At 73.1% G+C, this 25040-nt stretch carries 24 protein-coding genes; 9 read left to right on the plus strand and 15 right to left on the minus strand.

What is annotated here, in order from left to right; all coding sequences use genetic code 11:
- Window positions 1–33: 33 nt before the first annotated feature.
- The 5 genes from ACFWYW_RS54325 to ACFWYW_RS54345 all read right to left on the minus strand — a co-directional run bounded on the left by ACFWYW_RS54325 (window position 34) and on the right by ACFWYW_RS54345 (window position 4567).
- Window positions 34–1062 carry a FecCD family ABC transporter permease gene (locus ACFWYW_RS54325; RefSeq protein WP_379612841.1) on the minus strand — a complete coding sequence of 343 codons (1029 nt, stop codon included), beginning with the start codon at window positions 1060–1062 and terminating at the stop codon, window positions 34–36.
- The gene (locus ACFWYW_RS54330) at window positions 1062–2123 is read right to left on the minus strand and encodes a FecCD family ABC transporter permease (protein WP_379612842.1); all 1062 of its coding nucleotides are present in this window, start codon (window positions 2121–2123) and stop codon (window positions 1062–1064) included. Before ACFWYW_RS54330 ends, ACFWYW_RS54325 begins: the two co-directional genes overlap by 1 nt.
- On the minus strand, window positions 2120–3145 hold the full coding sequence (locus ACFWYW_RS54335) for an iron-siderophore ABC transporter substrate-binding protein (RefSeq protein WP_379612843.1): 1026 nt from the start codon (window positions 3143–3145) through the stop codon (window positions 2120–2122). Before ACFWYW_RS54335 ends, ACFWYW_RS54330 begins: the two co-directional genes overlap by 4 nt.
- Window positions 3142–4077: a siderophore-interacting protein gene (locus ACFWYW_RS54340; protein ID WP_379612844.1), complete on the minus strand. Its 936-nt coding sequence runs from the start codon at window positions 4075–4077 to the stop codon at window positions 3142–3144. The genes ACFWYW_RS54335 and ACFWYW_RS54340 overlap by 4 nt, the downstream gene beginning before the upstream one ends.
- 61 nt (window positions 4078–4138) lie before the next feature.
- Window positions 4139–4567 (minus strand): Lrp/AsnC family transcriptional regulator, encoded by a 429-nt coding sequence (locus tag ACFWYW_RS54345; protein ID WP_379612990.1) that lies wholly within the window; start codon window positions 4565–4567, stop codon window positions 4139–4141.
- Window positions 4568–4690: 123 nt separating this feature from the next.
- On the opposite strand from ACFWYW_RS54345, the gene ACFWYW_RS54350 reads away from it, so the two are divergent.
- The gene (locus ACFWYW_RS54350; RefSeq protein WP_379612845.1) at window positions 4691–5515 is read left to right on the plus strand and encodes a tryptophan 2,3-dioxygenase; all 825 of its coding nucleotides are present in this window, start codon (window positions 4691–4693) and stop codon (window positions 5513–5515) included.
- A gap of 11 nt (window positions 5516–5526) precedes the next feature.
- Window positions 5527–6834 carry an FAD-dependent oxidoreductase gene (locus ACFWYW_RS54355; protein ID WP_379612846.1) on the plus strand — a complete coding sequence of 436 codons (1308 nt, stop codon included), beginning with the start codon at window positions 5527–5529 and terminating at the stop codon, window positions 6832–6834.
- Here ACFWYW_RS54355 and ACFWYW_RS54360 read toward each other — a convergent pair.
- Window positions 6831–8111 (minus strand): UDP-glucose dehydrogenase family protein, encoded by a 1281-nt coding sequence (locus tag ACFWYW_RS54360; protein ID WP_379612847.1) that lies wholly within the window; start codon window positions 8109–8111, stop codon window positions 6831–6833. The genes ACFWYW_RS54355 and ACFWYW_RS54360 overlap by 4 nt on opposite strands.
- A gap of 119 nt (window positions 8112–8230) precedes the next feature.
- On the opposite strand from ACFWYW_RS54360, the gene ACFWYW_RS54365 reads away from it, so the two are divergent.
- From ACFWYW_RS54365 to ACFWYW_RS54375, 3 genes are all read left to right on the plus strand, one after another.
- Entirely contained in the window at window positions 8231–9457 is a 1227-nt protein-coding gene (locus tag ACFWYW_RS54365) for an alpha-L-fucosidase (RefSeq protein WP_379612848.1), read from the plus strand.
- Window positions 9458–9461: 4 nt separating this feature from the next.
- Window positions 9462–10922, plus strand: coding sequence for a M81 family metallopeptidase (locus tag ACFWYW_RS54370; protein WP_379612991.1), 1461 nt, complete (start codon window positions 9462–9464; stop codon window positions 10920–10922).
- Between the two features lie 198 nt (window positions 10923–11120).
- The gene (locus ACFWYW_RS54375) at window positions 11121–11780 is read left to right on the plus strand and encodes a class I SAM-dependent methyltransferase (RefSeq protein ID WP_379612849.1); all 660 of its coding nucleotides are present in this window, start codon (window positions 11121–11123) and stop codon (window positions 11778–11780) included.
- Window positions 11781–11810: 30 nt separating this feature from the next.
- Here ACFWYW_RS54375 and ACFWYW_RS54380 read toward each other — a convergent pair whose 3' ends face one another.
- Genes ACFWYW_RS54380 through ACFWYW_RS54395 form a run of 4 tightly spaced genes read right to left on the minus strand, consistent with a single transcriptional unit; the run spans window position 11811 to window position 15498 of the window.
- Window positions 11811–13049, minus strand: a complete 1239-nt coding sequence (locus ACFWYW_RS54380; protein ID WP_379612850.1) for a flavin-dependent oxidoreductase — start codon at window positions 13047–13049, stop codon at window positions 11811–11813.
- 3 nt (window positions 13050–13052) lie between these two features.
- Window positions 13053–13817, minus strand: coding sequence for an ABC transporter permease (locus tag ACFWYW_RS54385; RefSeq protein ID WP_379612851.1), 765 nt, complete (start codon window positions 13815–13817; stop codon window positions 13053–13055).
- On the minus strand, window positions 13814–14557 hold the full coding sequence (locus tag ACFWYW_RS54390; RefSeq protein WP_379612852.1) for an ABC transporter permease: 744 nt from the start codon (window positions 14555–14557) through the stop codon (window positions 13814–13816). Before ACFWYW_RS54390 ends, ACFWYW_RS54385 begins: the two co-directional genes overlap by 4 nt.
- On the minus strand, window positions 14554–15498 hold the full coding sequence (locus ACFWYW_RS54395) for an ABC transporter substrate-binding protein (RefSeq protein ID WP_379612853.1): 945 nt from the start codon (window positions 15496–15498) through the stop codon (window positions 14554–14556). Before ACFWYW_RS54395 ends, ACFWYW_RS54390 begins: the two co-directional genes overlap by 4 nt.
- Window positions 15499–15643: 145 nt before the next feature.
- On the opposite strand from ACFWYW_RS54395, the gene ACFWYW_RS54400 reads away from it, so the two are divergent.
- Entirely contained in the window at window positions 15644–17266 is a 1623-nt protein-coding gene (locus ACFWYW_RS54400; protein ID WP_379612854.1) for a tetratricopeptide repeat protein, read from the plus strand.
- Here the strand turns inward: ACFWYW_RS54400 and ACFWYW_RS54405 are convergent.
- Genes ACFWYW_RS54405 through ACFWYW_RS54415 form a run of 3 tightly spaced genes read right to left on the minus strand, consistent with a single transcriptional unit; the run spans window position 17255 to window position 20996 of the window.
- Window positions 17255–18301 (minus strand): LysR family transcriptional regulator, encoded by a 1047-nt coding sequence (locus tag ACFWYW_RS54405; protein WP_379612855.1) that lies wholly within the window; start codon window positions 18299–18301, stop codon window positions 17255–17257. The two genes, ACFWYW_RS54400 and ACFWYW_RS54405, sit on opposite strands and share 12 nt — an antisense overlap.
- 17 nt (window positions 18302–18318) lie before the next feature.
- Window positions 18319–18978, minus strand: a complete 660-nt coding sequence (locus ACFWYW_RS54410; protein ID WP_379612856.1) for a response regulator — start codon at window positions 18976–18978, stop codon at window positions 18319–18321.
- Window positions 18975–20996 carry a sensor histidine kinase gene (locus ACFWYW_RS54415; RefSeq protein ID WP_379612857.1) on the minus strand — a complete coding sequence of 674 codons (2022 nt, stop codon included), beginning with the start codon at window positions 20994–20996 and terminating at the stop codon, window positions 18975–18977. The genes ACFWYW_RS54410 and ACFWYW_RS54415 overlap by 4 nt, the downstream gene beginning before the upstream one ends.
- Window positions 20997–21151: 155 nt before the next feature.
- Between ACFWYW_RS54415 and ACFWYW_RS54420 the strand changes: the two genes are divergently transcribed.
- On the plus strand, window positions 21152–21718 hold the full coding sequence (locus tag ACFWYW_RS54420; RefSeq protein WP_379612858.1) for a hypothetical protein: 567 nt from the start codon (window positions 21152–21154) through the stop codon (window positions 21716–21718).
- 54 nt (window positions 21719–21772) lie between these two features.
- Window positions 21773–22096, plus strand: a complete 324-nt coding sequence (locus ACFWYW_RS54425; RefSeq protein ID WP_379612859.1) for an ArsR/SmtB family transcription factor — start codon at window positions 21773–21775, stop codon at window positions 22094–22096.
- Window positions 22097–22102: 6 nt separating this feature from the next.
- Here the strand turns inward: ACFWYW_RS54425 and ACFWYW_RS54430 are convergent, their stop codons facing one another.
- Both ACFWYW_RS54430 and ACFWYW_RS54435 read right to left on the minus strand, forming a co-directional pair.
- Window positions 22103–22705 (minus strand): AAA family ATPase, encoded by a 603-nt coding sequence (locus tag ACFWYW_RS54430; RefSeq protein WP_379612860.1) that lies wholly within the window; start codon window positions 22703–22705, stop codon window positions 22103–22105.
- 37 nt (window positions 22706–22742) lie between these two features.
- Window positions 22743–23282 (minus strand): winged helix-turn-helix domain-containing protein, encoded by a 540-nt coding sequence (locus ACFWYW_RS54435; protein ID WP_379612992.1) that lies wholly within the window; start codon window positions 23280–23282, stop codon window positions 22743–22745.
- A 112-nt stretch (window positions 23283–23394) separates the two neighbouring features.
- Between ACFWYW_RS54435 and ACFWYW_RS54440 the strand changes: the two genes are divergently transcribed.
- Window positions 23395–24963, plus strand: coding sequence for an MFS transporter (locus ACFWYW_RS54440; RefSeq protein WP_379612861.1), 1569 nt, complete (start codon window positions 23395–23397; stop codon window positions 24961–24963).
- The last annotated feature ends 77 nt before the right edge of the window (window positions 24964–25040 follow it).

Raw genomic sequence — 25040 nt, forward strand, 5'->3', positions numbered from 1 at the left:
CGGGCTCTACCTCAGGCGTCGCGGGCCCTCGCCTCAGGCGCGGCGGGCTCTGGCCAGGAGCCACAGGAGCAGTGGCGCGCCCAGGACGCCGGTGACCACGCCCACCGGCAGTTCCAGGTCCGGGATGACACGCCTGGCCACCAGGTCGGCCGCGAGCACCAGGAAAGACCCGGTGAGCGCGGAGGCCAGCGGGGGCGGCCAGGCCGTACCGGCGAGGCGGCGGGCGATCTGCGGGGCGGCGAGCGCGACGAACGCGATGGGACCGGCGGCGGCGGTGCCGAAGGCGACCAGCCCCACGCCCGTCGCCAGCAACGCGAGCCGGGCCCGCTGCACGGGCGTGCCCAGCACGACCGCGACGTCCTCGCCCAGCTGCAGCGCCCGCGACGAGCGGCCGAGCAGGAAGGTGAGCGGTGCGAGCACGGCGAGGGCCAGGGCGAGCGGCGTCACCTGGTCCCACGTGCGGCCGTTGAGGTTGCCGAACAGCCAGCCGAGCGCGGCCTGCGCCTGGAAGGCGTCGGTGATCACCATGAGGTACTCGGTGGCGCTGGTGAACATCCACGACAACCCGATGCCGACCAGCACGACGCGGTAGCCGGTGACGCCGTGCCGCCACGCGAGCAGGTAGGTGAGCAGCGCGGCGGCCACGGCGCCGGCGAAGGCGAGCACCTGGACGCCGGGACCGGCGTCCAGGCCGAACACCATCCCGGCCACGACGGCGACGCCCGCGCCCTGGGTGACGCCGATCATGTCGGGGCTGGCCAGCGGGTTGCGGGTCATGGTCTGGAACAGCGCGCCGGACAGCCCGAACGCGGCCCCGGCCATCAGCCCGACCAGCGCCCTGGGCAGGCGCAGCTGCCAGACCACGAACAGCTGCCCCTGCTCGCCCTGCCCGAACAACGCGCCGACGACCTCGCCGAGCCCGAGCGGGATGTCGCCGAGCCCCACCCCGAGGCAGAACGCCAGGAACGCGAGCACGGCCAGGCCGAGGCAGACGGCGACGAGCCGGATCCGCACCTGCCAGGAGACGGGCGGGGCGGGCAGGCGGACGGTGAGGTTGGTCATCAGAGCTCCGCGAGACGGGCGCGGCGGGCCAGGATCACGAAGATCGGGCCGCCGATGAACGCGACGATGATGCCCGCCTGCACCTCGATCGGCGCGACGATCATCCGTCCGGTGACGTCGGCGGCCAGCAGCAGGCAGGGGCCGAGCGCCGCCGACAGCGGCAGCAGCAGCCGGTGGTCGCTCTCGCCACCGGCCCAGCGGGCGACCAGCCGGGCCAGGTGCGGGATGACCAGGCCGACGAAGACCACGGGGCCGATCGCCGCGACCGCGGCGCCGGTCAGCAGCGTCACGGCGGCGGCGCCCTGGAGCCTGACCAGGCCCACCCTGCGGCCCAGCGCCACGGCGACGTCGTCGCCGAGCGCGAGGCTGTTGAGCGCGGGCGCCGAGGCGAGCGCGAGGACCATGCCCGCCGCCACGAACGGCAGCAACTGCGGCATGAGCTGCGCGCCCTGCCCGGCCAGCGATCCGGCCGACCAGAACCGGTAGCGGTTCAGCGACTCCGGGTCGGCCAGCACGATGGCGCTGGTCAGCGAGCTGAGCATGACGGTGACGGCGACTCCGGCCAGCGCCAGCTTCACCGGGGTGAGGCCGTCGCGGCCGAGGCCGCCCAGCACGTAGACGGCGACGCTGACCACGAGCGCGCCGGCGAAGGCGAACCAGACGTAGCCGTAGAGCGAGCCGATGCCGAAGGCGGCGATGGCCACGACGACCGCGAACGCGGCTCCCGCGCTGACGCCGAGGATGCCGGGGTCGGCCAGCGGGTTGCGGGTCAGCGCCTGCATGAGCGCGCCGGACAGGCCGAGCGCCGCCCCGGCCATGAGGCCGAGCAGGGTGCGCGGCACGCGTACCGACCAGATGACGTCGTGGACCGCCTTGGTGACCTCGCCGCCGGTCAGCGCCTGCGCGACCTGGTCGAGCGGGATCGCCCGCGCGCCGACCGACAGCGACAGCGCGCACAGCACCACGAGCCCGGCGATCGGCACTCCGAGCAGGATGGCGCCGCGGCCCAGGCGCGCCGCGGGCTGAAGCCCCGCGCCGGGCTTCAGCGCGGCCGATCTCACGAGGAGGGTTCTGGCTTGGTCTCCGGCTTGCCGTCGACGGCCGCCGACAGCATGGGAACCAGCCGGTCCAGCAGGTACGGCAGGCTGAGCACCGTGATGAAGGAGGCGGAGTCGGCGAAGTCGGTGCCGTCCACGACGAACACCTCACGGGCCTGCTTGGCCACCTTGAGGTTCTTGTAGACGCCGTCGCCGCGCAGCGCGGCCACGTCCTTGTCGGCGTTGGTGACGCTCCAGATCAGGACGTCCCGGTCGAGCAGGTCGAGCCGCTCGCGGCTGATGTTGGCGCCGAACTTGTCGCCGATCACCTTGTCCAGGTCGGGCGGGAGCGTGAAGCCGAGCGAGGCCAGCAGGCGGCTGCGCGGGTCCTGGCTGCCGAAGACGAAGTACCCCTCGTACATGCTGACCATCAGCGCGCCGGCGCCGACGAAGGCCGGGTTGTCCTTCTTGACCTGCTCGAAGCGTGCCTCGACGCCCTTGACCATCGTGTCGGCCTCGGCGGGCTTGCCGACGATCGAGCCGATCGTCCTGGTGAGCTCCTGCCACGGGATGCCGAAGTCGATGTACTGCTTCGGCTGGGCGACGGTCGGGGCGATCTGCGACAGCGTCGCGTACTGCTCCTTGGTCAGCCCGGAGTACAGGCCGATGATCAGGTCGGGACGCAGCGCCGCGATCTTCTCGGCCTGCGGTCCGGTGCCGGTGTCCTTCAGCACCTGGGGTACGGCCGCGCCGCCCAGCTCGTCCTTGGCCCAGGGGCCGACGGCGCCGGGGTGCTCGCCGAACCACTCGGTGGTTCCCACGGGGACCACGCCCAGGGCGAGCAGGGCGTCCTGCTCGACGAGGCCGACGGTGACCACCCGCTGGGGCGGCGCCTTGACGGTGGTGCTGCCGAACTTGTGCTCGATGGTGACCGGGGTGAACCCCTTCGCCGCGGGGGCGCTCGTGGCCGGGGCGGCGGTCAGGTTGTCCGGGGCGCAGGCGACGGTGCCCAGGAGGACGGCGAGCGCCAGGATGATGCGCTTCACGCGTTGTTCTCCGCCCTGCCCATACGCCAGTAGCCCATGAAGGCCACGGCGCGCTTGTCCATGCCGCGCTCGGCGACCAGGTGACGCCGCAGGGCTCTGATCATCGCCGCCTCTCCGGCCAGCCAGGCGTAGAGGGGGCCCTCCGCCTGCTCTTCCGGCACCTCCCAGAGTTCGTCGACATCGACGTCTATTTCCCGAAAGTCGATGTCCCTAAAGTCGATGTCCCTAAAGTCGATGTCCTCGAAGGAGTCGGCGGGCTTGTGGTCGGGAAGCAGGCGCCCGGCGGCGGCCTCGACGGCCGGGATGAGCTTGTCGCCGTGGTCGCCGCCCTCGCGGGCCAGCCACGTGACGGTGACCTCGCTCGGGGAGTCGATCGGCAGGAAGTCGGTGGCGTGCGGCACCTCGATGAGGGCCGCGCCGCGGGTGCCGGCGGGCAGGCGTTCCAGGGTGGCGCAGATCGCCGGGGCGGCGGTCTCGTCGCCGGCCATCAGGATGGCGCCAGTGCCCTCCGGCGGGTGGAACTCCAGGCCGCCGTGCGGCTCGCCGTAGCGGGCGTCGGGGCCGAAGAGACCGACCTCGTCGCCGGGCCGGACGGCGCCGGCCCAGCGCGCGGCGGGGCCGCCGTCGCCGTGCAGCACCACGTCCACGTCCACCTCGCGCAGGTCCGGGCGCACGTTGCGGACGGTGTAGGTGCGCATCGGGTTGCAGCGGTCCTGGGGCAGGGCCCGCCAGCGCTGGAACCAGTCGGGGCCGGTCGGGAACTGCGTCAGGCCGTGGCCGGGCAGGGGGAAGATGAGCTTGATCCGCTGGTCGTACCCGTTGTCGGCGAAGAGATCGAGGTCCTCCCCGGTGAAGGTCACGCGCAGGAACGACGGGCTGAGCAACTCCAGCCCCCGCACCCGCACATCGAACAAGCGAAAGGGTTCAACCACGACAAACTCCACTGATCACACGGGGGACTTAGGTTAGGCTAACCTACCGCACCCCTCCCCGCTAGCTCGGTGGCAGGGTGGCTCGCCAGGGGACCGGGGTGGACAGGACCATCGAGCTGCTCGGCGTGCCGTACCCGGCCAGCCGGTCGATCAGCCCCTCGAAGTCGGTCATCGTCGCGACCGCGACCCGCAGCACACAGCAGGCCCCGCCGGTGACCCGGTGCACCTCGAAGATGTCGGGAGAGTCCAGCGCGTCCGGGTGCCGCAGCACGCATCCCGGCCCGTAGCAGGACATCGTGACCAGCGCCACCACGCCGCGCCCCGCCGCCCGGGGGTCCACGTGCGCCCGGTAGCCGCCGATCACCCCGGCCTCCTCCAGCTTCCGCACCCGCTCGGCCACCGCGGGCGGCGACAGGTGCACCCGCCGCGACAACTCGCTGAAGGACAGCCGCGCGTCGGCCTGCAGCTCACGCAGCAGCAGCCAATCCATCTCGTCCACTTTCACCACCGAAACCCAGAAGCCCAAATCAGGCACCATCCGCCTGGTGGAACACCCTAAAGGCCGTTGAATCGTCATTCCACGTACGGGCCCCGCGCGGGCATCATGAGCCCCATGGATGTCACCCCGATCACCGCACTCCAACGGCAGGAGCGAGCCCAGGCCAACGGCGGCGCGCCCACGCTCGAGTTCGACCGGCAGGCGCCCTACGACCGCTACGTCCGCGCGAGCACGCTGCACGCCCTGCAGACCCCGCTCAGCGATGACCCCGGCGAGATGTCCTTCCTCATGGTCAGCCAGGTCATGGAGCTGTACTTCGGCCTGATCCGCTACGAGCTGCGCCACGCCCAGGACCTCCTGGCCGGCGACGACGTCTGGGCGTCGCTGGCGCCGCTGCGCCGGTCCGCGCTGCACCTGGAGGCGCTCAACGCCTCCTGGCAGGGGCTGCGCTGGATGACGCCGGCCGAGTTCAACCGCTTCCGCGACCTGCTCGGCGAGGGCTCCGGCTTCCAGTCGGCCATGTACCGGCACCTGGAGTTCACGCTCGGCCTCAAGTCCGAGCAGCTCATGCGCCCCTTCCGCGGCCAGCCCGAGATCCACGCCGAGCTGCGCGCGAGCTTCGAGGCGCCCTCGCTGTGGGACGAGACGCTGGAACTGCTGCGCCGCCGCGGCCTGGCCGGCGAGCCCGAGCAGGTCGTGCAGGCCTGGGTGACCATCTACGCCGACACCGGCCCCGACAACCACCTGCGTCTGCTCGGCGAGGCGCTCACCGAGGTCGCCCAGCGCTTCGGCGACTGGCGCTACCACCACCTGCAGTCGGTGAAGCGGGCCATGGGCGCCAAGGCCGGCAGCGGCGGCTCGGCCGGGCTCGTCTGGCTGGAGCGCAGCATGGCCCGGACCGTCTTCCCCGAGCTGTGGACCGCCCGCACCTTCATGTGAGGAGTTTTCCCGTGGCAGGTTCCCCAGAGGTCGCGATCGTCGGCGCCGGTCTTGCCGGCTGCCTGCTCGCCTGTTACCTGGCCAGGCGCGGGCACCGGGTCACGCTGTACGAACGGCGGCCCGACCCGCGCGCCGAGGGCGCCGAGCGCGGCCGCTCGATCAACCTCGCGCTGTCGGAGCGCGGGCTGTCGGCGCTGCGCGGCATCGGCCTGGAGGAGCAGGTCATGGCCGAGGCGCTGCCCATGCGCGGCCGGCTGATCCACCCGGTGCGGGGCGAGCTGGACCTGCAGCTCTACAGCTCCGACGGGCTCCGCTCGATCAACTCGATCAGCCGGGCCCGGCTCAACGCGGCCCTGCTGGACGCCGCCGAACGGCACGCCGAGGTCCGCTTCGAGCACCGGCTCACCGGGCTGGACCCGGCCACCGGGACCATGCGCTTCGACGGCGGGCAGGAGGAGAAGGCGGCCGTGGTGCTCGGCGCGGACGGGGCCGGCTCCGCCGTACGGGCGCGGCTGGCCGAGCACACCGGACTGCGCGAGCGCACCGACTTCCTCGGCCACGGCTACAAGGAGCTGACGATCCCGGCACGGGACGGCGCGTTCGCGATGGACCCGGGCGCGCTGCACATCTGGCCGCGCGGCACCTCCATGATGATCGCGCTGCCGAACCCGGACCACTCGTTCACGTGCACGCTGTTCTGGCCGGACGAGGACTTCGACGCGCTCGACTCACCGGAGGCGATCGCGCGGCACTTCGGCGAGGTGTATCCGGACGCGGTCCCGCTCATTCCCGATCTGGTGGACGACTTCGCGGCCAACCCCGTCGGGCGGCTGGGCACGGTGCGGGCCGTACCGTGGCAGGCGGGCGGGCGCGTGGGGCTCATCGGCGACGCGGCGCACGCGATCGTGCCCTTCTACGGCCAGGGCGCGAACTGCGCGTTCGAGGACGTCGTGGTGCTCGACCGCTGCCTGGACGAGACCGGCGACGACTGGGGCCGCGCGCTGCCGAGGTTCGAGCGGGCGCGGCGGGCCGACACCGAGGCGATCGCCGAGATGGCGCTGGCGAACTTCGTCGAGATGCGCGACAAGGTCGCCTCGCCCGTCTACCGGCTGGCCAGGCGGGCCGAGCACGCCCTGCAGGAGGCGCTGCCCGGCCGCTACGTCTCGCGCTACGAGCTGATCTCCTTCTCCACCGTCCCGTACGCGCGGGTGCGCCGCCGGGTCCGCCGCCAGCAGCAGGTTCTCGGCGCGCTCGCCGCCCTGGGCGCGCTGGGTGCGGCGGCGCTGGTGTTCGGGGCGGTGCGACGCTCCGGGGCTTAGGGGCGTCCGACGCTCATGTAGGTGTAGCCGAGGGCGCGCATGGTGGCCGGGTCGAGGTGGTTGCGGCCGTCGAACAGCACCGGCCTGCGCATGGTGTCGCGGACGTCGGCCCAGGGCACGTCGCGCAGCTCGGGCCAGGCGGTGGCGAGGATCGCCGCGTCCGCGCCGGCCAGCGCCTCCTGCGGGCTGCCATGCCGTACGGCTGACGCCCAGGGCTCGGGCTGCCCGTCGGGGGCCAGCGGATCCCAGCACGTCACCTTGGCGCCCTCGGCCAGCAGCCGCGCTGCCAGCACGGTGCTCGGCGCCTCGCGCATGTCGTCGGTGCCCGGCTTGAACGTCATGCCGAGCACCGCGATCCTGGTGCCGCCGAGGCCGCCGAGCGCGTCCTTCAGCTTCTGGATGGCCCGCCGCTTCTGCAGGTTGTTCACCTCGATGGCGGCGTTCAGCAGCTGGGTGTGGTGGCCGGTGTTGCTGGCGAGCTGCTTCAGCGCCTCGGAGTCCTTGGGGAAGCAACTGCCGCCCCAGCCGATGCCGGCGCGCAGGAAGTGCGGGCCGATCCGGTGGTCCAGCCCGACCGCCTTGGAGACCTGCTCCACGTCCGCGCCGGTCAGCTCGCACAGCACCGCGATCTCGTTCATGAAGCTGATCCTGGTCATGAGCATCGCGTTGCTGGCCAGCTTGACCATCTCGGCCGAGGCCACGTCCATCACCTCGACCGGCCCCGCCACGCCTTCGTGCAGTTCGGTGACGAGCCGGATCACGCTCTCGTCGGAGGCGCCGACGACGACCCGGTCCGGGCGCATGAAGTCGGCCACCGCCTGGCCTTCCGCCGTGAACTCGGGGTTGGAGGCGTAGCCGACGTGGGCCAGGCCGCTCTCGTCGAGCACCGCCCGTACCCTGGCGCCGGTGCCGACCGGGACCGTGCTCTTCACCACGACGGCCTTCAGGTGCTCGGCGCCCTTCAGCGACTCGACCACCGACCAGACGCGCGACAGGTCGGCGTCTCCCGCCGCGGTCGGCGGGGTGTCCACGCAGACGTACACGATCTCGGTGCCCGCGAGGGCTTCCTCGGCGCTCAGCGTGAAGGTGAGGCGTCCGGCGTTGGCCGCGATGAGCTCGCCCAGGCCGGGCTCGTGGATCGGCACCCGCCCGGCGTTCAGGAGGCGGATGCGCTCGTCCTGGATGTCGCGGACCGCGACGGTGTGGCCGAGCTCGGCCAGGCACGCGGCGGTCACCAGGCCGATGTAACCGGCCCCGAATACTGCGATCTTTCGCATCTCTTCCTCACCTCTTCACCCGCAAGAGTGCCCGAACAGGACCAGGCTCAGGAAATCGGGGTGAGGGGTGCTTCTATAGTGGTCCCACAGACATCCGATGAAAGGCGAAATTTCCAGTCATGGCGATACAGTCGTGGTTCCCCCAGGCCAAACTGGGGATCTTCGTTCACTGGGGCATCTACGCCGTCGACGGCGTGGCCGAATCGTGGTCGTTCTTCGACGGGCGGGTCAGGTACGACGACTACATGAAGCAGGTGGACGGGTTCACCGCCGACCGCTTCGACGCCGCGCAGTGGTCGGATCTGTTCGCCGCGGCGGGTGCCCGATACGCGGTGCTGACCGCCAAGCACCATGACGGTTTCGCGCTCTGGCCGACGGTGTGGTCGGAGCTGCGTACCGGACGCGACTTCGTCGGCGAGTACGTGCGCGCGATGCGCGAGCGCGGGCTGCACGCGGGCCTGTACTTCTCGCACCTGGACTGGTCGCACCCCGACTACGCCAGCGTGGGCACCGGCGACAACCGCTTCGCCCACCCGGAGCCGGGCAAGGAGGACCCGGCCGCGTGGGAGCGGTTCCTGGCCTTCCACCGTGGGCAGTTGCGGGAGCTTCAGGAGCGCTACGCGCCCGACCTGCTGTGGTTCGACGGCGACTGGGAGCGCGACGCCGCGACCTGGCGGATGAGCGAGCTGCGCGAGGAACTGCGAGCCCGGCAGCCGGAGGTCGTGATCAACGGGCGGATGCAGGGTGAGGGCGACTACGCCACGCCCGAGCAGGGCGTGCCGATCGAGCCGCCGGCCGGTCCTTGGGAGCTGTGCCTGACGATCAACGACTCGTGGGGCTACCAGGGGCACGACACCAACCACAAGTCGGTGCGCCAGCTCGTCCGGATCTTCGCCGAGACCATCGGGGGCGGCGGCAACCTGCTGCTCGACGTGGGGCCGCGCGCGGACGGGACCATCACCCCCGAGCAGGCCTCGCGGCTGCGGGAACTGGGCGACTGGATCCGGCCGCGGGCCGAGGCGGTCTACCCGACGGGACGCGGGCTGCCGCCCGGCCACTTCAACGGGGCCAGCACGGTCTCGGCCGACCGGCGGACGCTGTACCTGTTCGTGTTCGACCGGCCCAACGAGTTCGTGGTGCTGCGCGGGGTGCGCAACAAGGTCACCTCGGTACGCGTGCTGGGCGGGGCCGGTGAGCTGCGGCACGAGCGGTTCGGCGGGCTGAACGAGGTGCCCGGATGGGAGTACGTCTTCCTGGCCGACTCCGACCTCGATCCGCTGTGCACGGTGCTGGAGGTCCGGCTGGACGGGGAGCTGGAGGTCTACCGTGACCACACCCGCGACTAGGCGCGTGGCGATCTGCGGCATCGGCACAGAGTCGAGCACGTTCAGCGCACACCGCACCGGTTACCGAGACTTCACCCTTTGGCACGACTTTTCGCGTTATCCGTTTCTTTGTCAGGACTCTGGGCGGTGGCCTGAGGAGGTGGCGGGGGTCCGGGTGGAGTTCGTGCCGATCCTGGTCGCCCGTGCGCTGCCGGGCGGCCAGGTCACCCGGGAGGCGTACGAGCGGCTGGAGTCCGAACTGCTCGCCGGGTTGCGGGCGGCGGGGCCGTTCGACGGCGTCTATCTGGACCTGCACGGCGCGATGCACGTCGAGGGCCGCGACGACGCCGAGGCCGCGCTCGCCGCGGCGGTCAGGGACGTCGTCGGCCCCCGCGCGCCGATCGCCGCCTCCATGGACCTGCACGGCCAGGTGTCGCGCCGCTTCGCCGAACTGGTCGACCTGCCCACCGCCTACCGCACCGCGCCGCACGTGGACGTCGAGGAGACGCGCGAGCGCGCCTGCCGCCTGCTCGTCCGCGCGCTGGCCGAGGACCTGGACGTGGTCCGCTCCTGGGTACGGCTGCCGCTGCTGCTGCCCGGCGAACGCACCAGCACCCGCCGGGACCCGGCCGCCGCGATCTACGCCCGCCTGCCGGAGATCGAGCGACGCCCCGGCGTCCTGGACGCCTCGATCTGGATCGGCTACGCCTGGGCCGACGCCCCGCGCTCCAGCGTCAACATCCTGACCACCGGCACCTGTCCGGAGGCGGTCACCGCCGCCACCACCGAACTGGCCGGCGACCTGTGGCGCTCCCGCGACGACTTCGCCTTCGCCATGCCCGCCCTGCCACCACGCGCCGCCATCGAACAGGCGTTGTCCTCACCCCACCGCCCGTACTTCATCAGCGACTCCGGCGACAACCCCACGGCCGGGGGCTCGGGCGACGCGGCGTTCTTCCTGTCCGACCTCCTGTCCACCCCCGCGCTGGCGGGCGGCGGGAAGAGCGCGATCTGGGCATCCTGCGTGGACCCCACGGCGGTGGCCGCCTGCGTGGCGGCGGGCGTCGGCGGCGAGGTGACCGTGCGGGTGGGCGGCGTCTACTCCGGCGACCCACCGGTGCACCTGAAGGGCACCGTCCACGCGGTACGGCCCGCCGACCCGGTGGGCGGCGACCTGGCCGTGGTCCGGGCCGGAGGCGTGCACGCGGTGCTGACGACGCGGCGCAAGCCGTACCACCTCGTGCAGGACCTCACCGACCTGGACCTCGACCCGTGGCGGCACGACCTGACCGCCATCAAGATCGGCTACCTGGAGCCCGACCTGCACCGGGCCGCCGCCGCCTCGATCCTCGCCCTCACGCCGGGCGGCGTGAGCCAGGACCTGCCGGCTCTCCCCTACACCCGCCTGACCCGCCCCATCCACCCCCTCGACCCCGCCATGCCCGCCCCCGACCTCACCCCCGCCCTGCTGAAACGCCCCCGCTGACACCCCTCCGGCCGCCCACGCCCGGGTCCCCGATCTCCTGTGATCCCGCGGGACACGGGGCGACCTCATGCGGCGAGAGACCCCACGGCCCCTCGCTCACCCGTGGGGCGTCAAGGGGGCGTCAGGATTGAGGGGTTGGGCATGGGGATTTCATGGCCGGCGGGCCGTATGCGGGGGGTGTGGGCCGATAGTGGAGGCATGACGGCTATCGCCTCTGATCGTCCTCCCGACAGCAGGACCGACATCGGTCGCGGCATGGAGCAGTTCCACCACCCTCGCCCGGTCTGCGCGGGCCGCGGCGCCGCGTTCCGGCCGACGCCCCAGCGTGCACGACTGATGTCCGGGCTCACCGGCCGGGTGGTCGAGTTCGGCGCCGGTGACGGGGTCAAGCTCACCTGCTACCCCCCGGAGGTCCAGGAGATCGTCCTGGTCGAACCCGATCCGTTCCTGCGGGCCGCGGCGGAGCGGGTGGCGGACGAGGTGCCCGCTCTGGTCAGCATCGTCGGCGGCGACCCTGCCCGGGTGGCGCTGGACAGCGGCTCCTGTGACGCCGTGGTCCACTCGCTCACCCTGTGCTGCTGCGCCCGCCCCGAACGTACGCTCGCCGAGGCCCGCCGGATCCTGCGCCCCGGTGGCCGGCTGCGCTTCTACGAGCATGTTCGCTCGGCCAACCCCGTCCTGGCCCTGACCGAGGCGCTGGTCAGCCCGCTCTGGTCGCGGGCCAGCGGCGGCTGCCGTCCCAGCCGCGACCCGGTCGCCGCGATCCAGGCGGCGGGCTTCGTGCTCGAAGACCTCGACCGCTTCACCTTCCAGCACGTCAGCCACGTCCTCGGCACCGCCGTCAGCCCGGCGTCCTGACCCCCGCACGCACCGCACGCGACGATCGGGTCACGGTCGTGGGGCGCGTGCCGTACCCGTCGGTGCGACCGTCCATGACCTGGCGGCGTTGAGCTCCGCGACCTCCATGTCGGTGACGCGGGCGTGGAAGCCGTGCAGCCGGGCCCGCTCCTCGGCGCTCAGCACCTCGTCGATGTGCCCGAAGCCGCCGGGGGCGCGCCGGGCGATCTCGTCAAGGATCTCCTCGACCGCCATCCGCCGGTGGTTCTCGACCAGGCGGTTGACCTTGGCGCGGCGCTCGCTCTCGTAGGCGGCGAGGCTCGCGGTGGTGGCCAGGTGGTAGGCGAGGACGCGGGCGTCGACGACGGTCTGCGAGCCGCCGTTCGAGCCGATCGGGTACATCGGGTGCGCCGCGTCGCCCAGCAGGGTGACCCGGCCGCGCGTCCACCAGGGCAGCGGGTCGCGGTCCACCATGGGGAACTCCCACACCTGCGGCGAGCGGGCGATGAGTCCCGCGACGTCGAGCCACGGGAAGCGGCGCTCGCCGAAGTGCTCCAGGACGTCCTCGTGGCGGCCGGTGACGTTCCAGCCGGCTCGGGCCACCGGTCCCGGCGTGCCGGTCCTGAGCTCGGCTACCCAGTTGACCAGCCCGTCGCCGATCGGGTAGCAGACGAACTTCCCGACCTCGTTCGCCCCCGACACGATCATGGTCCGCCCGTCCAGGTACGGCTGCGCCGCAGCCGTCCCCCGCCACATGCGCACCCCGTTCCAGAGCGGCGCCCCCTCCCCCGGATGCAGCCGCGCCCGGACCGCCGAGTGCAGCCCGTCGCACCCGACGAGCACGTCGCCGTCGAGCACCCGGCCGTCGTCCAGGTGGAGCCGGACCCGGTCGCGGTCCTGTTCGAAGCGCTCGGCCCTGCCGGTGACCAGCGCGGAGGGGCCGAGCCTGGCGCGTACGGCGTCGAGCAGGAGCATCTGCAACTGCCCGCGGTGGATGGAGTACTGCGGCCAGCGGTACCCGGCCGCCCGCCCCCGCGGCACGTCCATGATCATGTTGCCGTGGCGGTCGACGTAGCTCATGTGGGCCGTGGCCACCGAGCGTGCCTCCAGGTCGCCGGCCAGGCCCAGCTCGGACAGTTCCTTGACGGCGTGCGGCTGCAGGTTGATGCCGGCCCCGATCGGCCGCAGGTCGGCGACCTGCTCGACGAGCACGGCGTCCAGGCCCGCGGCGTGCAGGCTCAGCGCGGTGGTCAGGCCGCCGATTCCGGCTCCGGCGATCAGCACGTGCATGGGTCATCCTCCCGTGTGGTGGTGCCAGGCGAGCAGCCGTCGCTCGGCCGCGAGGAAGGCCGCGTTCAGCGTGTATCCCACGACGCCGAGAACGGCGACGGCCGCCCACATCTGGGGCGGGTCGAGCGACTGCTGGGCGAAGATCAGGCGGTGGCCGATCCCGCCGGTGGTCCCGACCAGCTCGGCCAGGACCATGAGGACGAGCGCGGCGGGCAGGCTGATCCGCAGCCCCGCCGCGATGTACGGCGCCGCCGACGGCACGACCACGAACCGCAGCCGCTGCCCCCGGCTGAGCCGGTAGACCGCGGCCACCTGCAGATGGGCCGGGTCGGCCGCCCTGACGCCGTCCATCGTGCTGATCAGCACCGGCCACACGACCCCGCAGGCGATCGTGGCGATCTGCATCGGCGCGCCGAACTGGAACAGCGCCACGAACAGGGGCACCAGAGCGGGCGGCGGGATCGAGCGCAGCAGGTGCACCACCGGCTCGGCCACGGCGGCGGCGGTACGCGAGCGTCCCACCAGCGTCCCCGCGGCGACCCCGGCCAGGCCGGCGATCGCCCAGCCGCTCAGCAGGTGCGCGAGGCTGGGCACGAAGTCCTCCAGCGCCTGGTCGGTCAGGAACAGCCGGGCGGGCGGCCCGGAGAACCACAGCTCCCACGCCGCCACGACGATCCCCGACGGCGGCGGATAGTACGCCTGCCCCGCCATCCGGGCACCGGCCTCCCAGAGCGCGGCCAGCACGATCGCCGCCCACCACCGCCTCACCGGGCCGCCGGCCCGAACCGCCGCAGCGCCGTACGCTCGGCCAGGACCAGCAGGCGGCTCAGCGCCAGCCCGAGCACCCCGGTCCAGACGGCGGCGGCGAGCATCGCCGCCCGGTTGCCCGGCCCACCGGCCAGATCCCGCAGGAACGTCCCTACCCCCGCCGACCCGCCCGCCAGCAGTTCGGCCCCCACGGTGACGATCAGCGCGACCGCGACCGCGTGCCGCACCCCCGTCACCACGTACGGCACCGCGCTCGGCAGATGCAGCCTGGCCACGATCGCCGCAAAGGGGAACCCGAAGGCCCGCAACGTGTCGACGGCGACCGGATCGGCGGAGCGCGCCCCGTAGAGCGCGTTGAACAGGATGGGCCAGGCGCAGGCGTAGGCGGCGAGCCCGGCCCTGAGCGGCAGGCCGGGGCCGAGGATGAGGATGGCCGGCGGGATGAGCGCCAGGGACGGCACCGGCCGGGCGAACTCGATCACCACGCGGGCGTGCCGCTCCAGCGCGGGCAGGCAGCCGAGCGCGAGCCCCGCCGGTACGGCCAGCGCCAGGGCGATCAGGACGCCGAGGAGCGCGGTGCCCGCCGTACCGGCGAGCTGGGTCCAGAAGCCCGGATCGGACCCGAGGTCCACCCCAGCGCGCAGCACGTCGACCGCGCCCGGCACGCCCGCCGCGGCGGCGGCCTGGAGGGCGAGGCCGAGCAGCAGGAAGCCGGCCGCGCCGAGCAGCACGCGCCTCACCGCGCGGGCGTGATCAGATCGGCCGCCCTGACCGGCCGCTTGCCGCCGAAGTAGCCGAGCCTGGCCATCGTGTCGGAGACGCCCTGGAGGGTGGCGGCGTCGGCGGCCTGCGGGTAGGTGCCGATCGCGAGGCCCCCGGGAGCGGGGTTGAGGCCCTTGACGTACGTGGGCAGGATCTCGCCGAGTACCACGCGGTCGGCGGCGATGCGGGCCCCGGCGGCCATGGCGCGCTGGAAGGCGGCGACGGTGTCGGGGTTGTCCTTCACGAACGCGGCGGTGGCGGCGTACCCGGCGACGGGGAAGCCGGCGGGGATCTCCGCCACGGTCGTCATGCCCTTGCCCGCCGCGGTGCCGGCGAACGGCTCGCCCAGGAAGGCGGCGTCGACCTGCTTGTTCTCCAGCGCCGGGATCATCTCGGGGAACGGCACGGCCACGAAGTCGCGCTTGTCGTCGAGCTTGACGCCCGCCTCCCCGGCGGCCCGGCGGACCAGCAGGCTCGGCACGGAGTTGAGGGCGTTGACGGCGATCTTCTTGCCGGACAGGTCGGCGAGGGTGCGGATGGGCGAGTCCTTGGCGGCGACGATCCGGTGGGTGCCCTTGCCCGTGTGGTAGCCGTCGGCCACGACCTTGAGGTCGGCCAGGCCGCCGGCCTGGGCGTTGAACCAGGTCAGGTAGTTGCCGAAGGAGATGTCCATGCTCTTGCCGATGAGCCGCGGGAGCGCGTCGGCGCCGCCGCCCAGGACCTCGATCTTGACATTGAGCCCTTCCTTCCGAAAAAGACCGCGTTTGTCGGCGATATACACGGGCGCCACGTCGATGATGGGCAGGACCCCGATCACCAGGTCGGCTTTTTGCTGTCCCGGCGAATGCCGGACGGTATCAGGACCGGTGCAGGCCGTCAGCACTAAGCAGGCGACGACGGCGGTCAGACGGGCTGTCACCGTGGGTTCTCCTCTGGCTCGGCGAAATGTCTGGCGGATAACTCCGAATGATCCTCCGATCATTACCGCGAAATTCGGCCATTTCGTCCATACCTCTTGGTAGAAAGCACTCTGTTCTTGGTCGGAGCGCAGGAAAGGCAAGGCATTGACGCGAAGAATCGGCAGGGTCCCCCAGCTGCCGCCGGACAGCGGTCTCAACATCGTGATTCTGACCATGGCGGCCTCCATGTCCGGCGACCGGCAGAGCGCCGAGATGCTGGCCGAGTGCGCGGAGACGCTGTTCGCCGAGGGCGACGACGCCGACGCGCTCGACTGGTTCTCGCTCATCGTGGAGGGCGGCGAGCCCGAACTCGCCCCGCACGCGGCGCTGCGCATCGGCGACGTGCTCGTCGACGAGGACATGGCCACCGCCCAGGCCGCCTGGCGCCACGCCGCCGACCACGGCGCCGGGCAGGTCGCGAAGATCGCGCGCGACAACTTCGAGGTGCTCGCCCGCCACGACGTCGAGCCGCGCACCAGCCCCGCCACGGCCGAGGAGGTGATCGGCCGCGCGGCGCTGGCGCGCGGCCGGATGTGGGTCGCGGAGGGCGACCTGCGGGCGGCGGCCCACGCGTTCGGCCAGGCCACGGAGTCGCCGATCCCCGACCTGGCCGCCGAGGGCCTCGCCTACCTGGGCTCGGCGCTGGCGCTGGCGGGCGAGCCCGGCCAGGCCGTGCCGGCGCTGGAGCGCGCGATCGCCACCGGGCACCCCCGCTACGGCCCCATGGCGGCGGTCGACCTGTCGTCCATCCTCAGCGCCCGGGGGCAGCACGACCGGGCGATCGCCGTGCTCAGGCAGGCGCAGCGGGGCGAGGGCTGGGCGGCCTCCATGGCGGCCGTCAACATCGGGGTGCTGCTCGCGCGCGAGCTGGGCGACCTCGACGCCGGTCTGGCCGAGTTGCGCCGCGTCGCCGCCGGTCCCGACCCGATGGCGGCCGCGGGCGGCCTGTTCAACCTCGCCACCCTCTTGGAGGAGAACGGCGACGCCGCCGGCGCCCGGCGCGCCTACCAGGACGCCGTGGCCCGGCAGCAGCCGATGTTCAGCGGGAAGGCCGCGGTCAACCTCGGCATCCTGGAGACCAGGGAGGGCGACCTCCAGAGCGCCGAGACCGCCTGGCGGCTGGCCGTACGGGTCGGCGGGCCCGAGGACCAGGCCAAGGCCCACGACATGCTGGAACGGCTCAGCCTCCTCGACCCGGCCGACTCCCTCTCCAGGGGCGCGAACCTGCTGGCGGAGGGCGAGCGTGAGGCGGCGCTGCGCGAGTTCGAGCTGGCCATGGACAGCGGCCATCCGCTGCACGCGCCGTGGGGCGCCGCCCATGCCGGGTTCCTGTTCTCGGTCGAGTCGGGCAGGCAGGGCGCCGAGGCGGGGATCGGCCGGCTGCGCGAGGTGGGGCAGGCCGAGCTGGAGCCGAGGGCGTGGGTGCTGTTCGGCGTGCTGGCGGCGCGGCACGGCGACCTCGACGCGGCCGAAGCCGCCTGGCGCACCGTCCCCCGTACGGCCCGCGACGCCTTCCCCGCCGCCGCCTGCCTGCTGTGGGTGCTGCACCGGGACCCGGCGCAGGCGGAGGGGGCGTTCGGCTGGGTGCTGCAGGTGGCCGGCGACCTCGCGCGCGACGTGGTGGAGGCGGCCGAGCAGATCGGGCACGTACGCGCCCGCCACGGCGACGAGGCCGGGGGTCAGGAGGCGTACGAGACGAGCCGCAGGCTGGCCGCGCTAGCGAACTGACGGGTGCCCGGTCTCGGCGGTCTCCTCGCGCAGGGCCTCCCACAGGAGGTTCAGCGGGTGGTCCGGGGCGTAGCGTTCGCGTTCGCCCTTCCTGGTGAACACCGCGGAGACCATCTCGACCTTGGGCTCGACGTCGTGCACCAGGTCAACGACGCGTAGCGACCCGCCTTCCGCGACGCGTCTGGCCAGGGTGCGGGTGACGATCATGCAGCCTCTGGCCAGGCGGGAGCGCAGCAGGGCGAGGCCGTACTGGACGTCCTCGATCTCCGCGGCGATCGTGAGGCGCTCGCGGAAGGCCGGCCCGAACCAGCGCGTCAGGAAGTCGGCGATCAGCCCGCTGCCCGGCACGACCAGCGGCAGTTTCGCGAGCGCGCTGACCGGCGCCGAGGGGCCGGGCAGGTCCTCGTGCGGCAGGTTGGTCAGCAGGACGGGGCTGCCGCGGCGCCATTCGAGCACGTCGTAGGCGTCGTGGGCGGCGGGCGCTCCGACCGGGGTGACGACGCTGCCGCACAGCAGGTCCACGCGGCCCTCGTCCAGGCGCGGCCAGAAGTCCTTGGTGCGCACGTGCACGAGCCGGAACTCCACGCCGCGCCGCGTGAACTCCGCCGCCACCCGATCCCACGCCCGCGACAGGATCCACAGCGTGAACTCGGTCGTGCCCACGGTCAGCGTCGTGCCGATGCGCCGCCGGCCGGCGTGCACGTCGTCCATCAGCTCGGCCAGCACCTCCTGCGCCCGCTCGACCAGGCTCTCGCCGGTGGGGGTGAAGGCGAAGTCCTTGCCCCTGCCGCGCTTGCTGACCAGGACCTCGCCGCAGAGGGCCTGGTAGGTGCGGTTGAGGCTGTCGAGCTGCTTCTGCACGCTGGACTGCTCCCTGCCGAGCAGCCGCGCCGCCTGCAGCGCCGAGCCCGTCCGCCGGACCACGGCCAGCGTCCTGAGCTGGTCGAGGCTCGTGTCGAGCAGCGCGGGCGGGCAGCTCAGCAGCAGGGCCAGCGGCTCGTCGGGCGGCACCAGCTCGGGTAAGGGCGCGGACATGCCACGAACCTACTGCCTCACCCGCCGCGCCCCAGCCCCGCCTCGCGCGCCCGGACGATCGCCTGCGCCCGGTCGGCCACCTGGAGCTTGGCGAAGACGTTGGAGACGTTGTTGCGCACGGTCTTCGGCGACAGGTGGAGGCGCTCGGCGATCTCGCCGTTCGAGCGGCCGGCCGCGATCAGCTCCAGCACCTCACGCTCACGCGCGGTCAGGTGCGGGAACGGCCTCGCCCCCGACGCCTCTCCCCGCGCCAGCCGGGCGAAGAAACCGCTCACCCGGGCCGCCAGCGCCTGCCCGAAGATCACCTCCCCGCCCGCGACCGCGGTGATGGCCCGCAGGATCTCGCCCTGGTCGGCGCCCTTGAGCAGGTAGCCGCGGGCACCGGCGACCATCGCCGCCAGCACGGTGTCGTCGTCCTCGTGCATGCTCAGCACCAGCACGCCGGCCTCCGGCACCTCGGCCACGATCCGCTCGGTGGCGCGGATGCCGTCCATGCCGGGCATCTGCAGGTCGAGCACGACCACGTCCGGCCGCAGCCGCACTGCCAGCTCGACAGCCCCCAGCCCGTCGGCCGCGGTGCCGACCACCTCGGCCCGCCCGGTCGAGTCGAGCATCATGCGCAGCCCGTCGCGGTAGACGGGATGGTCGTCGGCCAGCACGACCCTCGGCACGCTCATCCGGCCCAGCCCGACGGCAGGACCGCGTGGACCCGCGTGCCGCCGCCCGCGCCGGGCGTGACCGCGCACCGGCCGCCCAGCTCGCGCGCCCGCTCCCGCATGGCGGCCAGCCCCACGCCCGGCGCGATCTCGGGACCCACGCCCCGGCCGTCGTCGACCACCTCGACCTCCAGCTCGCCCTCCGCCGTGCTCAGGCGGATCTCGCAGGTACGGGCCGCCGCGTGCCTGGCGACGTTCACCAGAGCCTCGCACACGATGCGGTAGGCGGCGACCTCCGTCGCGGCGGGCAGCTCGCCCAGGTCGGCGTCCACCCGTACGCGCACGTCCAGGCCGCCGCCGCGGAAGCGCTCCGCCTCCCGCTTCAGCGCCTCCGCCAGGCCCCAGCGGTCCAGGGCGGGCGGCAGCAGGTTGTGCACGAGCCGCCTGACGTCCTCGATGACCGTGCCCAGATCGCCCCGCACCTGACCGAGCACCTCCCCCGCCGCCCGCGGATCGCGGTCCAGCAGGTTGCGGGCCGCCTCCACCTTCAGCGCCGCGGCGGCCATGGCCGGGCCGAGCCCGTCGTGCAGGTCCCTGCGCAGCCTGCGGCGTTCCTCCGCCACGCCGGTGACCAGCCGCCCGCGGCTGAGCCGCAGCTCCTCGGTGAGCGCCACCGCCCGCACCGCCGCGGCCGTCTGACGTACGACGTCGGCCAGCAGCCGCTGGTCCGCCTCTGCCAGCCGGCCACGCGGCACCAGCGCCAGGCGGCCGATCCGCTCGCCGCGGTAGGTGATCGGCAGCACGAGCACGTCCGCGCGCGGCTCGCCGTACTCGGCCGTGAGCGTGCCGCCGTCCTGCCCGTCGAGCTCCACCCTCACGTACGGCGAGCCGAACGCCCGCGACACCGCCCGCGCGGCCTCCGGCAGCGGCCCGCCCGGCCCGCTCGCCTCCTCCAGCCGCTCGGCCAGCGCCGACACCACCTCGTACGGCTCCGCCCTGCCGGTGAGCATCCGGTTCACCCAGCGGCGTGCCCGGTCGCGGACCGGGGCGTAGGCGACGGCGACCACCGTGGCGGCCAGCACGGCGGCCACCGGCTCGTCGATCAGCGCGCCCAGGCCCACGAAGATGGGGACGTCGACGGCCACCACCGCCACGGCCAGCCCGCCGTACAGGATGGTCCAGCCGAGCAGCGGGTCGATGTCGTAGAGCCGGTAGCGGCCGACGGCGACCAGCACGGCGCCCGCGACGGCCAGGAGCGACGCGACGAACGTCAGGTCCTGCGGGATGCCGTCCACCGCGAGGGGTAGCACGATCAGCACGCCGTTCAGCACCGCGGCCAGCGCCATCCAGCGCAGTTGGGCCCGCAGCACGCCTGCCGAGCCGCGGAAGCGGCGCACGAACGCCACCACGGGCACCACCGTGCTCAGCGCCAGCAGCGCGGGTACGGCCGGCAGCACCGACAGCCACACCTGGTCCGGCAGGAACGGAACCGGCAGATCGACCCCCGGCCACGGGGCGCCCTGTCGCGCGGTGTCCGTGACCAGGCGCCAGGGGACCGTGACGAAGACCGCCACCGCGAGCCCCGCCGAGGTCAGCGTCGCCCATGCCGCGGGCCGCCAGCGGCGGGTGGGCAGGCGGCCGTCGGGGAAGTACAGCAGGACCAGCGGGGTCACCAGGTTCAGCAGCGGGCCCAGGCGGGCGCCGGTGAACAGGGCGGCGGCGGTCAGCGGGAGCCGCCCGCCGTACGTCTGCGAGGACAGCACGGCGTAGGCGGCGCCGAGCCCGTTCAGGCTCGCCACGAGCGCGCTGCCGAGCAGCAGCCAGGTCATCGGGTGCCGGGGCAGGCGGCTGGACAGCACCAGTCCGGCCCCGGCCAGGGCCAGAGCCGGGATCGTGGACGACCAGATCGACCAGTCGAGGGGTTCGGGGCGCGGGGCCGTACCGGAGAGAAGGTCCAGGCAGGTGGCGGCGAGGACGCCGGCGGCGGAGAGCACGGCCACGGCGGTGGCGGCGGCTCTGGGCAGGGGGTACCAGAACACCGTTCCAGCGTGACACAGCAGGACACCCGTGACAGGGGACCGGTATCCCTCCCGGACCGGGACATCTGCCCCGCTCAGACCGGGACCTCGTGCTCTGGTGGCCCGGGACGGCGGCGGGAGAGCGTGGGTGCCTCATCGACCTTCAGGAGGCACCCATGATCACCCACAGCACTTCGGCCAGGGCGGAGGGCGGCCGGCTCGCGGGGGCGCTGCTCTCCGCCGGCGCTGCGGCGTGGGCCGCCGGCACGGTCGTGGTGGGCGAGAAGATCCAGGAGGGCGTCCAGACACTCGACACCGTCACGGGGATGATGTTCGTGGCGGGCGTCTGGGCGTTCGTGTGGCGGGTCTGGACGACGCGGGCCACCGGCGAGCGTCTCGGCCGGGTCGTCCCCCTCGGCCTGCTCGTGCTGCTGCCCGCCGCGTTCCTGCTCAACGTCCTGTCCTTCGGCTACGCCACCCACGACGAGTTCCCGCTCTGGATGCAGATCCTGGACGCCGCGTGGCCGCTGAGCATGCTCGGGATGCTGGCGCTGGGGATCACGATCGCCGCCGCCGGGCGGGTCGAAGGGCCGCTGCGGTGGCTGCCCCTGCTGGCCGGGCTGTGGTTCCCGGTGACGATGGCGGCCCAGATCCTCGGCGGTCCGGCGGTGTCCACGTACGTCAGCGCCGCCTGGCTGATCGGCACCTACGGCGTCATCGGCCTGCTGATGGCCAGGCGCTGAGCGGACGGCGCGCGGGTTTGCCAGGGCTCGGGCCCACGGGGACCATAGGGAGTCATGCGCGCACCCGACCCGAACGCCGAGCAGGTGAAGGCGGCCGTCGAGGCGTTCCGCATGCTCAGCGACGGCACGCGGCTCCGGCTCATGTGGCTGCTGTCATCGGGCGAGTACGACGTCGGGTCGCTGGCCGAGTCGGTCGGCGTGCCCCGGCCGTCGGTCTCGCAGCACCTGGCGAAACTCCGCCTGGCGGGCCTGGTGGAGACCCGCAGGGACGGCCGCCGGGTCCTCTACCGGGCCCGCGACGCCCACGTGCGCGCGCTGATCCACGAAGCGCTGTTCCACGCCGACCACGAGGTCTCCGGCATCCCCCGGCACGACTGAACACGGCTACGAGCCGGTGTCCACCACCGTCGGAACGTCCTCGAACACCAGGGCGCGCAGGGCGTCGGCCGCCGCGCGGTCCAGCACCGTCGCGCTCGCCGCCGGCCCCGGCGAACCGGCGCGGACCTGGGCGAGCAGCCGCCGCCAGCGGCGGCTGTGCCGGTCGAACGTCGCGGCCGGCACCACCCGGCCGCGCGCGTGCTGCCCCTCCAGCGCCGTGCGCGGGTCCACGTCCAGCAGGATCAGATGGAACGGCCGGCCGCGCCGCCTGGCCAGCCACGCGAACCCGTGCAGGACGTGCGGCCAGGCGCCCCGGTTGTGCGCGACCACGGAGTGCCCGGCGGACAGTTCGCGCCCGATGCGCGACACGTGCCCGACGTAGACCACGAACGTGCGCACCGGCTTGGGCGCCCACGACAGCCTGCGCCCCCACCGGTTACGCGACTGGCGCGAGTCGATCACCCGGACCGGGCCGATGGCCACGGGCTCGTGCTCGTCGCCGGTCAGGCCGTACAGGCGGGTCAGCAGGGTGCTCTTGCCGGCGCCCGGCAGCCCGGTGAAGATCACGAGCGAGCCCGGCGGATAACGGAGAGCCTCGTTGGATACCACGCGGCCTCCCGTTATGGCATGAACGTCGGCGCACACTCTACCCGGCCCCCGTGGGAAAGACGTCGAAGTGGACGATGACCCGGGCGGTGCCCGGATGGCCGGGCCCGCGCTCGTCCGACACCACGCGGTAGGGCTCGATCACCTCCATGACGGCGTCGCGCATGGCGATGCTCTCCTCGGTCGTCAGCCTCAGTGAACGGCGGGACAGGCCGCTGGCCTCCACCCACTCCCTGGGGGTTTCGGGTTCCTCGGCGAGCCAGCGTTCCAGTTCGGCGCCGCGCTGCCGTACCAGGTCCTGGAGGAGGACGCGGATGACGCCGAGCGTCTCGCTGTCGGCGGCGTCCTCGGGCGTGCCGTAGCCGAAGCCGCCGGGGGTCACCCGCCAGTACTTCTCCTTGCCCTTCCCCATCCCCTCCGCGACCTCGATCATCCCGTGCCTGGCCAGTTCGCGCAGGTGGTAGCTGGTGGAGCCGGTGTTCTCGCCGACGCGGCCGGACAGCTGGGTGGCGGTGGAGGGGCCGAGCTCCTCCAGCAGTTCGAACAGCCGCAGTCGCAGGGGGTGAGCGAACGACTTCATGGCGTTCACGTCGAGGGTCCTCTTGGAAAAGCGCTTGCCCGCCATGAGTGTGCAAACCTATCTTTGCAAAGAAACACATGCACAGTTTTCTTTACACACTAGCGGAGCCGTGATGCGTTCGTTCGGATTTCTGTGGTCGTCATCGGCGCTGTCGAACCTCGCCGACGGCGTGCTCAAGGTCGGCACCCCCCTGCTGGCCGTCACGTTGACCCGCTCCCCGGCCGAGGTCGCGCTCGCCGGCGTCGCCACCACCCTGCCCTGGCTCCTGCTCGCCCTGCCGGCCGGGGCCGTGGCCGACCGCCAGGACCGGCGGCGCATCATGGTCCTCGCCAACGCCTTCCGCGCCGCCCTGCTGGTGGCCGTCGCCGCCTTCGCCTGGTCCGGCACGTTGTCGCTCTGGATCCTGCTGGCCGCCGTCCTCCTCTCCGGCATGGCCGAGGTCTTCGCCGACACCTCCGCCCAGTCGGTCCTGCCGATGACCGTCCCACCCGACCGCCTGGCCTGGGCGAACGGCCGCATCGTAGGCGCCCAGACGGTCGGCAACGACTTCATCGGCTCGCCGCTGGCCGGCGTCCTGGTCGCCCTTCTCCCACCCGCCATCCTCGGCACCCCCGGCATCCTGTACGGCTTCGCCGGGCTGTTGCTGCTGGGCATGCAAGGCACCTACCGCCCCACCCCCGCCCTCACCACGGAAACCACCACACCAGCCTCCGCCTCGTCCGCCCTCACCACCCACGACGCGGTGTCCGCCTCCGGGCCTGGCTCGCGCGCACGCGCCGCCACCCGTCCCAGCGCACCCGCACACTCCACCCCGAACCCGACCCGCACGCCCGGACATGCCACCCCGGACCCGGCCGTCCCCGGATCACCCACACACACCACCCCCGATCCGGCCACCTCCGGATCGCCCGCACACACCACCCCGGACCGGGCCGTCTCCGGACCGCCCGCACGCATCGCGCCCGATCCGGAGGGCGCCGGTGCCTTGGGTTCCGGGGCGGGCGGAGGCTCTGAGGCGTCCGGATCGGGGGTGGGCGGTGGGGCGGGGCCGTACCGGCGGAGTCTGGTGGTTGACATCGGCGAGGGCCTGCGGTACCTGTGGGCGCACCGGTTCCTGAGGTTGCTGGCGGTCTGCAGCGGGATGCTGAACCTCGGCAACGCCGCCTTCTTCGCCGTGTTCGTGCTGTGGGTCGTCGGCCCGGGATCGCGCATGGAGCTCTCACCCGCCGCGTACGGCCTCATGATGACCGCCTTCGCCGTCGGCGCCGTGGGAGGTTCGTTCGTGAGCGACCGCGTGATCCGGTGGGGTGGCGAGGGGCGGATGCTGGTGGGTTCCTGGCTGGTCAGCAGCCTGCTACTGGCGGCCCCCATCCTGGCACCACACCCGGCCGTACTGTTCCCCGTGGCGATCCTGTGGGGCGCCACCAACACCTGGTCCAACGTGATCGTCATCTCGACCCGCCAGCGGATCATCCCCGACGGCCTGCTCGGCCGCGTCAACTCCGCCTACCGACTGATAGGTATGGGCGGCATGCCGATCGGCGCCGGAGTGGCCGGCCTGATGGGCGAGGCCTGGGGCCTTCTATCGGTCTTCATCGCCTCGGTAGCCATCTGCCTGGCCGCCGTAGCCCTGATCTCCCGCGCGATCCCCGCCTTCACCCCCTCAACCCCCCACCCCTAATCCCCCTCGCCCCTCGCCCCTCGCCCCTCGCCAGCGCGCAGGACACCAACGAGTCCAGTGGTCGACAACCCTGGAAG

Source organism: Nonomuraea sp. NPDC059023 (assembly GCF_042740095.1).
GTDB lineage: Bacteria > Actinomycetota > Actinomycetes > Streptosporangiales > Streptosporangiaceae > Nonomuraea.